Consider the following 13,362-nt stretch of genomic DNA (forward strand, 5'->3'; position numbering starts at 1 on the left):
GGTTCTGGTACGCCGTCAGAGTATCGCCCTGCAGCGCGCCGCTGTTGGTCAACCGCTGGCCGTCGAGCGTCAGCGCGCCCTGGCTCAGCAGTGAGCCGTTGTTGGCGAGTTCATTTGCCGTAACAGTCGCCGAGCCCTGGCTTAACAGCGAGCCGTTGTTGGTCAGCGTACCTTGCGTCTGTGCACCCAGATTGCCGAGGCTAATTAACGTGCCGCAGTGCGTCCAGTTATCGGCGTCTACATTGACCTGCTGGCCCTGCAGCGTCCCGCCGGTGTTAAGCGTTCCGGCATTGAGCGAAAGATTGCCACCGCTGAGCGTGCGCGGGCGTTCGCGCCCGTGGTGAAGGTATCACCGGTCGCGGTCAGCCCCTTCGTGCCCTGCCACAGGCCGTTGTTGGTAAGCCGTTTCGCCTGAAGCGTCAGGGTATCCGCCACGATGCGCCCGCTGCCGGTGAGGCTGTCGGCGTTAAGCGTCGCGTCGCCACGGCTCACCATCTGCCCGTCATTGTTGAGCGCGCCCTGAACGGTGCCCGTGAGCTCCTGAATGCCGTTCATCACGCCGCGGTTATCGAGGCTGTTACCGGTAAGCGTATCGCCCTGCAGTTGTCCGGAGTTGGTCAGCTGGTTGCCGTTGAGTGTCAGCGCGCCGCCAGAAAGCCAGGTGCCGCTGGCGTCGTTCGTAAGCGTCTGCGCCGTGGCACCGGCGCTGTGCGCGCCCTGAATAAGCCCGCCGTTGCGAAAGGTTCCTGCAACCAGCGTGACGTCATCCGCTGCCAGCGTGCCGCTGTTGGTCACTGTACCCGCGCTAAGCTGCACGCGGCCGTCGGCCACCAGCCGCCCGGTGTTATCCAGCGCGCCACTGAGCGTGGTATCAAGCGCTGCGGCGTTGATATCGCCGCCGTTGATGAGCGTGTTGCCCCGAAGCGTCAGCCTGTCGTTAACCGACAGCTGCCCCTGGTTCTCCAGACGATCGAGATCCAGCATCAGGCCGCCACCGGTGGCAAGCTGGCCGTGCGCGTCGTTATAAAGGTTACGCGCGGTGAGGCTCAGGCTGTCGTTGCCCGCAAGTGTGCCGCGGTTGATGATGTCCGGTGCCTGAACGGTCAGCGCGCGTGCCGCCAGCGTGCCGTTATTCGTCAGCTGCGCCGCGCTCACGTCCGCCTGGTTCTGGCTCAGCAGCGCGCCGTTATTCTCAAGCGTCTGGCTGAGGGTGGCCTTCAGGCTGTCGGTTGCCTGCAGCGTACCGCCGTTACGCAGGGTATCCCCGGTCACGCTGAGCGCGCGGCCCTGCATCTGGCCCTGGTTGGTCAAGGTGCCGTCAATCTGTGCGGTGACGCCGTTTTGCCCGAGCGCGTTGCCCTCGTTGCGCCACGTCTGTGCGGCGACCGTGAGCGTGTCGCCCTGTAACAGCCCGGCGTTGCTGAGCGTGTCCTGGTTCAGCGCAAGCGCGCCGCCCGCGAGCACCACCCCGCCCTGCTGGTTATCGAACTGTTTACCGTGCGCGAGTACATCGCCGGTCGCCTGCAACGTGCCGCTGTTGGTGACGGCGGCGCTGTTGAGATCGAGCGTGCCGGCCGCCAGGATGCCGGTGTTGGTGAACGCCGGCGTGGTGAGGCGCAGCGCGTCGGTCGCGACCAGTTTGCCGTGGTTATCAGCGTGTTTTGCCAGCGTCAGCAGCAGCGCCGTGGCGCTAAGCTCGCCGCCGTTGGTCAGCGTATCGCCCTGAAGCGCCAGCGTACCGCCGGTGCGCAACGCGCCCTGGTTGTCGGTGTCACCCGCTGTCACGTTCAGCGCGCGATTGTCCTGCACCAGCCCCTGGTTTTGCAGTCGATCTGCGGCGATCGTCACCTGCTCTGCCGCCAGCGTGCCGCCGGAGTTGAGCGTGCCGGTATTCAGCGTCAGCGTGTTATCCGTCAGCAGGCGGCCGGTATTGTTCAGCGACGCAATATCGCCGCTGAGATTCACCCCGTTGATCTCGCCGCTGTTTACCAGCGACTGGCCGCGCAATGAGAGGTCGCCGTCGGTGCTGATCAGTCCCTGATTGGTGAGCGTCGGTATAGCAAGATGCAGATCGCGGGCGCTGTACAGCGTACCGCCGGAGAGGTTATCGAAACTCTCGTAAGCCATATCCAGCGCGCGATGGCTCTGTAGCAGTCCGCCGTTCGTCAGCTGCGCGCCGCGCAGCGTCAGATCGCTATCGGTGGTGATTTGCCCCTGGTTGTTGAGCGTCGGAATGGCAAGGTTCAGGCTGGCCGGGCTGTAAAGCGTGCCGCCCGTGAGATTATCGAGGCGATCGGTTGAGAGAGTAAGCGCGCCACTGCCTTTCAGAAGGCCGCGGTTAGTGATTTGTTTACCGCGCAGCGTCAGCGCGTCGCCGGTCAGCGTGCCGCTGTTATTCAGGAATTCATCGCCCAGAAAGGTCGTCGCGGCCGACTCAGATTTACCGCCGTGGCTCAGACGTTGCGCCGTGACGTTCAGCGCGCCCTTTGCCGCATGCGTGCCGTCAAGCGTCGCGTCATGGGCGGTAATGGCGAGAGCGCGACCGCTTTGCAGCTGCGCGTCCTGCTGCGTGGTGACGGCGTCACCGGTCAGCGTCAGGTTACCTGTCGCGATCGTCTGGCCGTTAAGATCGGCTTTACCGTCCGCATCGAGACGAATATCGCCCTGGCTTGTAGTGAGCGCTCCCTTACTAGAGGTAACCTGCTGCGCCTGCACATCGAGGCGTTTTATGCCGGAAAGCGTGCCGTTCTGCTCAAGCGCGCCGGTGTCAACCGCAAGCGTACCGTCCGTAAGGATTTTCCCGTTTGCCCCGTTGCGCAGGCTGTCTGTAAGGTTAAAGGCGGCATCGCCGCGCGCGCTGACGGTGCCCTGTTGATCGAGCGTTTTGCCTTTCAGCGTCAGTGCCGACGCGCTCTGCAGCGTTCCGCTGTTGGTCACGGCGTCGCTGTCGACCGTCACGCCGTTGCCCTGCAGCGTGCCGCGGTTAGTCAGGCGGGTGGTTCGGGTATCAAGACGTCCCGTGGCGGCAATCTGGCCGCTGTTGGTGAGGCTGTCGCCCGCTATCTGCGCGTTGCCGCCCGCGCTGATTTGCGCCTGGCTTGCGAGCGCGCCGCCGGTGAGTGTGACGTCGCGTTTTGCGTCAAGACGGCTATTGTTATCCAGCGTGACGGTTTTGCCGTTCAGCGCCTGGCTCTGGCCGCTGGTGAGCGTACTGGCGCTGGCGGAGAGCGTGCCGTCTGCGGAAAGCGTCATGGCGCCGTCGCTTGCAAGCTCTGCGTGATCCAGCGCCACCTCGCCTCGGCTGTTGACCGCAAGCGTACCGCCGGTTTTATGCTCGCCCGTGAGCGTGACGTTGTCGCCTTTCGCTGTCAGGTTGCCGATCGCCAGGCTGTTTTTGACCTTCAGTTTGCCGCTGGCGTCGAGCGTGATATCGCCCTGGCGCGCATTGAGGTTGCCAAGGTTAACGCCCACTCCCTTATCGCCGGACACCAGCCGAATGCGGTTGGCGTACATGCCGCCGAGCGCGCCGGTATCGACCGCCACCACAGGGGCATTGCCTTCACCGGCCATCGCGGTGCGGCTGCCGTCTGCGTTAACGCGGTTCGCGCCCGCCGTCACGTTCAAATCGCGTGCGTGGATCGCCGCGTTCACTTCGGTGGCGCGGGAGATAATCGACAGCGCGTCGCTCTGGCTGGCGTCCAGCCCTTTGCCTTCCACAGTGATGGTGCCGCGGGTGACCTCCAGCGCGGAGAGATTGCCTGCGGCGTCGAGCACTGGCTTGCCGGTGGTCAGCGTGACGTTCGGCGTGTTGATAAAGCCGCAGCCGTTACAGGTGATGCCATACGGGTTCGCCACTATGACGTTCGCGGCTTTACCCGCCACTTCGGTATAGCCGTTGAGCTGCGAACGGCTGCCGCCCGTCACTTCGTTAAGTGATACCGCGCGCTTCCTGGCCCGCTTTCAGGTTCGGGTTGTTCTGGATAAGCCCACCGAGCTGAGTCTTGTTCAGCTGCCCGGTGGCGTTGTTCAGGATCACGCCCTGCTGGCCGACGTTATAGTCTTTGAACTGGTTATGGGAGATCCCCGCCGCATTGGGCCTGGCGATGTTCACCACCGGCACGCCGTTGCCTGCTTTATCCATCGACGTGGCGCCTGTGGGCGTCATGGCCGCCGCAAAAGCCGGGGCCAACGGCTGCCAGACCAGCAGAGAGATAATGAGGTAGCTCAGCAGACGAGCGGAAAAACGCACGGGCGGTTGACGGGTATCCATGACCTGAAGCCTCTTAAAGCGTGATTGCGATGCGGTAGTTAACGGTGAAATGGTCCGGCCCCAGCCAGTCCGGGTACTGTAATGGCGTGCCAACGGTGAGCTGACTGCCGAACCAGCGCCCTGCGCTGCCCAGCCCGACGGCGGCGCCCCAGAGCGTGCCGGAGGCATAGCGGTCGAGTTTATCTCTGGCGAGCCAGCCGCCATCCAGCGCCGCCGTGGCGCTGATCTGGCCGAGCACCGGCAGCGTGACGAGCGTGTAGTTGAGTTCATTACGCCAGTAGCCGCCGTTATCACCGGACAGATATTGTTCTTTAAAGCCGCGGACCGAGCTTTCGCCGCCGAGCGTCAGGCGTTCAGCGCCATAGAGACGATCCGGCGACCACTGGCCATAAGCGCTGGAAAGCCACCACAAATCCTGTAAAAGCGGCCGCTGCAAGCTGGCGCTGAGGCTCCATTTACGAAACTGCGCTTTTGGTTCGTCGCCGGTTTTGGTTTCATCGGTTTCGCTGTCGAACCAGGGCATGCCGCGGCTAAAGGCCGGGTTGAAGGTCGCCACGCCGCCGCCGGTTTTCTGGGTGTGGTTAACGCCAAGCGTCAGGCTGGAGAGCTTGCGGCTGCTGGTGGCAAGCAGGGCATTATTAAGCCAGTTGTGGCTTTCGCGGCGCGTCACCCCCGCGGTGAGCGCGCTTTTGATATCGCCGTTGCGGAACACCACGCGGGAAAGATTAAGGCGGTGCGTTTCACTGTCGCCGGTAGAGATCCATGCGAATCCCTGGTTATCAAGCGTCGAGCGGTAGTCGCTCCAGCTATAGTCGTAATCCAGCAGGCTGTAGCCCCACGGGATACTGACGCCCGCCTGCAGGCTACGCGCGTTGTACGCGGTGGCGAAATCGCTGCTGCGCCCGCCGCTGACAAACCACTGATCGGCAAGCCCGAACAGGTTGTTACCGGTGAGCGAACCATTGAGCTGGCCGGTGCCGGTACTCTTCTGGCCGCTGTTATCGAAACTCACCGTAGCGCGTAACGGAAACTCTGGCGTGGCGGTGAGATTAACCACCGACCAGCCGGGCGTGTTATCCGGCAGAATATCGATTTGTACCGGAGTGGCGCGCAGGCGGTTGATCTGCTCCATCCCCTGCTCAATATCGCGCAGGTTCAGGATCTTTTCTTCAAGCCCAGGAAACGCCATTTTCAGCATCAGCGGCGTTTTATTTTCGAGGCGGATCTGACGCAGCTTTCCTTCCAGCACGACAATCTGTAATTCGCCCTGCGAGAGATCCTGCTCGGTGAGAAACGCGCGGCTGGTGATATAACCGCGGCTGAGATACCAGTCCGATACGCTATTAACCAGCTGCGTGATGCGCGGCATATCGAGGCACTGATTGAGCCAGGGGTGCGATAATTTCGCCTGCTCACGCGCACTTAACAGCGTGGCGCCGGAATAAGTAATGGCACGAATGGTAAAACACGGGCCGGATGACGGCGCAGGTATCACAGGCGTTTCAGCGCGGGGCAGCGGCGTACTGCGTTGCAACTCTTCACGCTGCTGCTGGCCCTGTAATAAAAGTTCTTCCTGTTGCTGACGGATGGCATCGCGATCGGCAGGAGAAAGGGGGGCTGCAAAGGCAGAAGGAAATATCAGCGCCAGTAAGAATCCATAATAAACGCGAGCAGTCATCCGGGTGACCTGTAAAATTAATCAGTTAGCGCCATAACACGATGTTATTTCGCGAATGGTTTTAAGGTTTTTCCTATAGTAATAGTTAATTACATTTCTTCACAAAGATATATTCTTTGCAGGGTGTTCACTAATTTGGATAAAGGAAAAATAAGCGCAGGCCCGGCGCGAAACCAGATAATACTGGCAGAGGAAACCACAATGAGTTTCGTTTAAAAAAAGGAATGATGCTGAAATGGACTTTAAATGCGGTTTACAGAGGGGCGTCTTAGGTGAGCAAAGCGAGTACGCATGAGCGAGGTATAACACTAAGCATAAAAAGGCACTCTTTCGTACCGTGAACGCGAACATTACCCTCTTTGATATCACGAATAGGAAAGTATTCCCCTTTCGCCATACGTATATAACGTTAACCCACTGTTTTTATAGTGTTTCGACCAGCAATTTCATGCTGAAATCGCCAGATCGTTAAGGATGATTAAAAGATCCTGCGAAGGCATTAACAGGATATCCACTATGGGGAGCAGAGAAGAGATAAACATCCACTAAAGAGAGTAACATCCACTATGGAGAGCATAATCCACTGTAGCGAGTGGTATAGCACAAATGCCTCATCCCGTACTCACTACAGTGGATATTCAGATCTGGCCTTTACGGATTTTTTCCAGCAGCGCCAGTTCTTCTTTGGTCAGCATTACCATCTCGCCCTGCTCCTCCGGTACAGCGCTGTTTTCTACCGGCAACTCGTCACCGGCAGGCAGCGCGCCTGGCAGGCTTTGTGGGCGAAGTTTTGGCCTTCTGTAGTGGATATGAAAGTAGACTACCCGCCCGCGCTTGATCTCGGTGTAATCGAGATAGCCAATCTCCTTGAGCTGCTCCATCGCCTTACGCACGGTGGAGTTCTGCGTGATGGTGCGGGAGGTGAGATTCAGGCGCGCGCGTAGGCGTGCAAGCGAGACCGGCGCCGGGTTAGGCGGCAGGCTCTCAATAAACGTATACAGCGCCTGAGCGGATTCCTTACGCGAAAGCTCATTTATGGCCCGCAGCTGCAGCAGAACTTTTTTATCGAACTGGTACAGCTCAAAGATTTTCGGATCGGCCTGCAGCGTCACTTCATCCTTTTTGGCACTGTACTTGGCGGACTGCACCAGGTGCGTGACGTAATACTCCCCTTCTTTATTGCTGAAGGAGATGGTATTAGTGGCGATACGGGTCAGCGAGGCATCAAGACGTTTACGCAGCTTTGCCGACGAACGCGCCGAAGGAATACCGCACAACTTCACGAACTCCACAAACGGCAGCGTCACGCTGTCGCCAAGCACGTTGTATTTGGCGAAAGCATGGATGATCCCGACCCAGGTTTTGAAGTCGTTATCCATGTCCAGGCGGGCACCGGTGATTTTGATATTCTCGTAGCCTTCAGATTTAACGAGCGAGAGCTGTTTCAGCTCTTCTGTCACATCCATCGAGGACATCTGCCCTTTACGGCCACGGGCGGTGGATTTCAGCGTCGGGACAAACAGGCCAAGGCGCATGAGCGCGACCGGCTGTACCGTGTTGTTACGGTTCGGCATCAGCGTGACCACTTCGCCGGTTTTACGATCCAGTTCACTGAAGGCATCGTTGATATTGATGTTCTCTTCATCAGCCACGTGCGGGGTCTCCTGTCCTGAATACCGGTGCTTACTCACCATAGTGGTTATTATCTTCGCCAGTGAGAGTATCACTCACCATAGTGGATATGTCACATGCTTATCCGCGCTGTTTACTCTCCACAGTGGATGTTTACTCACTACAGTGGTTATTTACTCTCTGTAGTGGTTGTTTTAGTTGATGGCGTGACAGGATCCAGTCATTCACTCGCTATAGTGGATAGCCCGAACGCATACAGGAACCTGTCAGTCTGTTACAGTCACCCGCAGCCAGACATAAAAGACGTACTGACGCTGTGAATAAACATGTTGATGCGCAGAAGTAACTTGACAAGAAGAAGGTGAAACCCTTTTTAATACAGCCAGTTATAAAGAGAGGGCCGTTATGGAAAAGTCCTGCGTTTTACTCGCTACAGTGGATGCCAGGCACTCTCTTCAGCCGTTACTCTCCTCGCTACAGTGGTTATCCGGCTCGCTTCAGTGGATGTTCTGCTCGCTATAGTGGTTAGAAACTGCCGCAACCGTCTGATCGTATTAAGAAATTCAGAAAAGGGATCTTTAAGGATCATATAAGGGATCTTATCTGGATCGAAAACTTAGATCTGGCCTGTGGATAAAATCAGGTCATATGCATCCCACGCCCCATTTAACCTCCGCTCTTTTGCGCTTCCTCAAACGAACGGCTGACGCACGTTCGTTTTTGCGGTGAGCGCTGCTGATTCTGGCACTAACCTCTTATGACGTCAGCGATTTGAACACGCGCACACAAGTACAACATTTATGTTTACCACCTGGCTTTTATGCTGTATTTTCGTTTAAATTAATAAATCCTGCATACAGTGAGTGTTGTGATGGATAATGAGCAGCAGTTAACGAAAGTTGCCGAACGTTCAGAAAGAATGCTTCTCGGGCTGACCGAGCAGATCCAGCATCAGAAAGATGAGCTTCAGGAAAACACCTTCTATCAGGTCTACGCCAAAGCGGCACTGGCCAAACTTCCGCGACTGACCCGCGCCAGCGTTGATTATGCCGTCAGTGAAATGGAAGCGAACGGATACGTCTTTGATAAACGCGCGGCGGGCTCTTCCACCAAGTATGCGATGTCCGTTCAGAATATTATCGATCTCTACCATCACCGTGGCGTGCCTAAATACCGCGACCGCCATGATGAAGCGTTCACCATTTTTGTTGGTAATCTGAAAGGCGGCGTCTCCAAAACGGTTTCTACGGTTTCCCTTGCCCATGCGCTGCGTGTGCATCCTCACCTGCTGTTTGAAGATCTGCGCATTCTGGTGATTGATCTCGATCCGCAGTCTTCCGCCACCATGTTCCTTAATCACACCCGCGCCGTGGGAACGGTCGATACCACCAGCGCGCAGGCCATGCTGCAGAATGTGTCTCGCGAAGAGTTGCTGGAAGAATTCATTGTGCCGTCGATTGTGCCGGGCGTGGACGTAATGCCGGCTTCTATTGAAGACGCCTTTATCGCCTCGCGCTGGGAAGAGCTCTGTGCGGAGCATCTGCCGGGCACCAGTATTTATGGTGTCCTGCGCCAGAACATCATCGATAAGATTGCCAGAGACTACGATTTTATTTTTGTCGACAGCGGCCCGCATCTGGATGCATTCCTGATGAACGCGATTGCGGCCTCGGACGTTCTTTTCACGCCAGTGCCGCCAGCGCAGGTGGATTTCCACTCGACGCTCAAATACCTGACGCGTCTGCCGGAGCTCATCGCGCTGATCGAAGAGTCCGGCTGCCGTGTCAGACTGCAGAAAAACATCGGCTTTATGTCGAAGCTGCTCAACAAGGCAGATCACAAGCTCTGTCACAGCCTCGCCAAAGAGATTTTCGGCGGCGATATGCTGGATGTCGCTCTGCCCCGCCTGGACGGCTTTGAGCGCTGCGGAGAGTCATTTGATACGGTGATTTCCGCAAACCCCGCCACTTACATCGGCAGCAGCGAGGCGCTGAAAAATGCGCGTGCCGCCGCTGAAGATTTCGCCAAAGCGGTTTTTGACCGCATTGAATTTATTCGTATGAGCTGAGAATACTATGAGCACAAAAAGAGTCACGATTGGCCGTACACTCACCCATTCCCCGTTTAAAGAGAGCACGGACGCTGAAACTTTCACGTCAGTATTTGTACTCAGTTCCGGGCGTAAAGCCACCTTCCGGCTGGAAAGCGTCGCGCCTGCGGATGTGGCGGAAAAAACCTTCGTTCGTCAGGAAACCAACGGGCGCGAGCAGTCAGCGCTGACGCCGGAATCGCTGCGCGATATCACCCGCACCCTAAAATTCCAGCAGTTCTTCCCGGCGATTGGCGTGAAAGCGGGTGACCGTATTGAAATTCTGGACGGCTCCCGCCGTCGTGCTGCGGCACTCATCTGTCATACTGGTCTGACTGTACTGGTGACGGAAGCGGCGCTGACGTCAGAAGAGGCGCGCAAGCTCGCCAAAGATATCCAGACGGCAAAAGAGCACAACATCCGTGAAATCGGATTGCGGCTGATGGCGCTGAAAAACGCAGGTCTCAGTCAGAAAGAGATAGCCGAGCAGGAAGGGCTGTCGCAGGCAAAAGTCACCCGTGCGTTGCAGGCGGCGTCGGTCTCTGCTGAACTGCTGGCCTTCTTCCCGGTGCAGTCCGAGCTGACATTCAGCGACTATAAAACGCTGAGCGCTGTCGAAGAAACGCTGCTGAAAAATGACATCGCACTGAAAACACTGACCGATTCCATTGCCAGTGAAGTGGATATCGTGCTGTCAGACACCGATCTGGCGGAAGATGAAGTGAAGAACCGCATCATGCGCATTATCGCGCGTGAAGGGGAGCTGCTCACGTCACCGGGCCCGAAAGACAAAGCGGTTATTTCCCCGCTCTGGCGTTTCTCTGATAAAGACCGTTTCGCCCGTAAGCGCACTAAAGGACGACTCTTCAGCTACGAATTCAACCGCCTGTCGCGTGACGTACAGGATGAACTCGACCAGGCCATTGAAAGCGTTCTGAAGAAGCATCTCTCCTGAGCGGGATGTGCACTCGCCATGGTGATTTCACCGTTAACTCCCTGAAATACCGTTTTTTCCTGAACGGATTTCACGGTGAAATCGCCACTATTCGCCTCGCCTTTCTTTATTCCACAGCATCGCCTATGACTTGTTCGCCTGCTCTCTACAGTGGATGTTTTACCGTCTGCTGCTGGCGCGCGTACTGAAATTTCACGCATTTCGCCACGCTGATTATGAGATTAAGCGTTTGATTTTAAATGTTATTTATGAGTTATTTCACGGTGAAATCGCCATGCTTATGACGCCTTTCCTGCCAGAAATTTCAGCGGACGGCGAAGGCAGAAAAGCCCAAATGACGGGAAAAGAAGATGGTTTCAGGTAGTTCGGGAAGAGTTATCAGCCAAAAGCTAAGGCACACAACACGGAAAGAACGGAAATCAATAACCACTACGGTGAGCCCTGCCGGCGAGCGCGTTTTTGCGAGACATCTTCAGAAAGCAGCAATAAAAAAGGCCGCGCTCAGGCGGCCTGTGTGATGTGGCGGTAATCAGAACAGAACGGAGTAATTCAGGCCAAACGTACGACCGCGGCCTTTGTAGGTATAGAGATCCGGTGAGCCATAAGTCGGACTGTACAATCCTGGCGCGCGCTGACCCCAGACGGTGGTGTAATCCTTATCCAGCAGGTTTTCGACACTGAATGCGATTTTACCGACCGGGAGCGCATAGCTGCCGATAAAGTCCATCGTGTTATAGCCGTCGATTTTCTTACCGGCATCATCAGACACATCGAACGTCTGGGTGCTCTGCAGGCGCAGGGTCCAGTTATCCGGCGCCCAGTTAACCCACGCACTGACTTTAGACGGGCTGGCGCTGTCGACCGTCAGCTTTTTCCAGTCGCCGTCCACGCGGGTTTCCGATTTGATGGCGTTAAAGTTCGCGCCGGTGCTCCAGTCGCTGTCACTGAAGAAGTAATCGACCTGCCCTTCAAGCCCGTAGATACGACGCTTGTCGTCATCCAGGGTGATGGTCATATCGGTCTTGTTAATGTTAATGGTTTTGTCAGAAACCGAGTAGTACGCCGCGAGCTGGGTACGCAGGTTGTCGCCGGTGTAACGCCAGCCGAGCTCATAGCTGTCGACTTTAATACCATCGAGACGCGAGTCATTCACGTTAACGCTTTTGAGCAGACGGTAGTGACCATTCTCAAGACGATAGGTGCCGGAGCCGTAATATTTGGCGAGATCCGGCAGTTCGAACCCCTGCGAGAAGTTAAACCACAGCTGCTGACGTTCACTCAGGTGGCCGAGAATACCGGCGTTAAACAGCAGATTGTTGTAATCCGTTTTGCCGCCCGGCACGGCATCCGCAGACGTCGCTTTACCGGTGGCGATGCCCTGCTGCTGGGTATAACCAACAAAATCATCGACCTTATTCTCGGTGTACTGATAGCGCACACCGCCGCTTAACGTGATGGCATTGATGTCATAACTCGCCTGCAGGAACGGAGCCAGGTTCGTAATGCTGTAATCCGGGTAGCGCCCGACGTTATACGCGTTATCAAGCTTCATGCCGCCGCTGGCGGCCGCTTTATTCAGATCGAAAAACTGCTGGTTGGCATTAAAGGTTTCATGCTCGGCATCCACACCATAGGTCAGAGAAAGAGCATCCAGTGGCTTGCTGTTGACTGTCAGTTTGCCGCCCCAGAAATCCGTTTTCTGCTGTGAGGCACCAATGCTGGTCACGCGGGTTTTATCGCCATTCAGCGTCGGGAACGGGTAATAGGTCAGACTCTCATCGCGGTAGTAAATCTGCGCGACCAGATCCTGGCCCCAGGCATCAGAGTTGGAATACTGAAGATTAATCAGGTGGCGTTCAGTGCCGGGCAGACGGTCTGAATCCAGATTGCCTTTGTTGTAGGCGGTGCCGTTGCCGGTGACCGCTGAGAAATTCTCGCCGAGGAACAGACCGTGTTTACCGTCGGACTGGCTTTTATAGTATTGCGTGGTGAGCTGCAGCTGCTGGTGATCATCAATATTGAGCGTGCCGGTGCCCATCACGTCCAGACGGTCAGAATACTGCAGGCCGGTCTGGGTGTTATCGATAATGGATTCATCACCGTTACCGTCGTACCAGCCGCCGTAGCGCTGATAGGCGACGGACAGACGCCCGGAAGCATTGTCATTGCCGCCGCTCACCGCTGCCGCCATATTTTCGTCATGATCGTTATGACTGTTAAAGCCGGTTTTCATCCCGGTCTGGAACTCAACCTGCGTCTCCGGCTGGCCTTTTTTGGTCACGATATTGATAAGACCGCCGGTGCTGCCACCGCCGTACAGCGAGGTCGCACCGGAGATAACTTCGATGCGCTCAATGTTGAACGGATCGATGGAATCCAGCTGGCGGCTGTCGCTGCGTGAGGAGTTCAGACGCACGCCGTCGACCATCACCATCATGGAGCGGCCACGCATGTTCATGCCGTAATTGGTGCGCCCCTGACTGCTGACATCCATGCCGGGGATCAGCTGTGCCAGCACTTCTTTTAACTCTTTACCGCCCTGAACCTGCTGTTCAATGTCAGCCTGTTCGATAACCCACGTGGTCTGTGCCATATCCGCCGCGCTGTGTCCGGTACGGCTGGCGGCAACCACCAACGTCTCTTCTTTCTGCGGTGCCCCCCAGGCGGAGGCAGAAATCATGGCAAGTAAACAAGGATTCAATACCCAAAGATGATGACGCTTCATTGTTATGGTGTTC

At 56.7% G+C, this 13,362-nt stretch carries 7 protein-coding genes and 1 pseudogene; 3 read left to right on the forward strand and 5 right to left on the reverse strand.

Annotated features, from left to right (window positions below):
* Positions 1-237: 237 nt before the first annotated feature.
* The 4 genes and pseudogenes from CSK29544_RS25195 to CSK29544_RS21515 all read right to left on the reverse strand — a co-directional run bounded on the left by CSK29544_RS25195 (position 238) and on the right by CSK29544_RS21515 (position 7,600).
* Positions 238-2,247, reverse strand: coding sequence for a beta strand repeat-containing protein (locus CSK29544_RS25195; RefSeq protein ID WP_369843536.1), 2,010 nt, complete (start codon positions 2,245-2,247; stop codon positions 238-240).
* Between the two features lie 21 nt (positions 2,248-2,268).
* Positions 2,269-4,270: pseudogene (locus CSK29544_RS25200) on the reverse strand (two-partner secretion domain-containing protein); the annotation flags it as partial.
* 13 nt (positions 4,271-4,283) lie between these two features.
* Positions 4,284-5,948, reverse strand: coding sequence for a ShlB/FhaC/HecB family hemolysin secretion/activation protein (locus CSK29544_RS21510; protein WP_007887684.1), 1,665 nt, complete (start codon positions 5,946-5,948; stop codon positions 4,284-4,286).
* Between the two features lie 638 nt (positions 5,949-6,586).
* Positions 6,587-7,600 (reverse strand): RepB family plasmid replication initiator protein, encoded by a 1,014-nt coding sequence (locus tag CSK29544_RS21515; RefSeq protein ID WP_007887687.1) that lies wholly within the window; start codon positions 7,598-7,600, stop codon positions 6,587-6,589.
* Positions 7,601-8,451: 851 nt separating this feature from the next.
* Between CSK29544_RS21515 and CSK29544_RS21520 the strand changes: the two genes are divergently transcribed.
* From CSK29544_RS21520 to CSK29544_RS21530, 3 genes are all read left to right on the forward strand, one after another.
* Positions 8,452-9,648: an AAA family ATPase gene (locus CSK29544_RS21520; protein ID WP_007887690.1), complete on the forward strand. Its 1,197-nt coding sequence runs from the start codon at positions 8,452-8,454 to the stop codon at positions 9,646-9,648.
* A 7-nt stretch (positions 9,649-9,655) separates the two neighbouring features.
* Positions 9,656-10,624: a ParB family protein gene (locus tag CSK29544_RS21525; protein ID WP_029039471.1), complete on the forward strand. Its 969-nt coding sequence runs from the start codon at positions 9,656-9,658 to the stop codon at positions 10,622-10,624.
* Between the two features lie 154 nt (positions 10,625-10,778).
* Positions 10,779-10,988: a hypothetical protein gene (locus CSK29544_RS21530; protein ID WP_007887696.1), complete on the forward strand. Its 210-nt coding sequence runs from the start codon at positions 10,779-10,781 to the stop codon at positions 10,986-10,988.
* Between the two features lie 165 nt (positions 10,989-11,153).
* Here CSK29544_RS21530 and CSK29544_RS21535 read toward each other — a convergent pair whose 3' ends face one another.
* On the reverse strand, positions 11,154-13,349 hold the full coding sequence (locus CSK29544_RS21535) for a TonB-dependent siderophore receptor (RefSeq protein WP_007887699.1): 2,196 nt from the start codon (positions 13,347-13,349) through the stop codon (positions 11,154-11,156).
* Between the last annotated feature and the right edge of the window lie 13 nt (positions 13,350-13,362).

This window comes from Cronobacter sakazakii (assembly GCF_000982825.1).
GTDB lineage: Bacteria > Pseudomonadota > Gammaproteobacteria > Enterobacterales > Enterobacteriaceae > Cronobacter > Cronobacter sakazakii.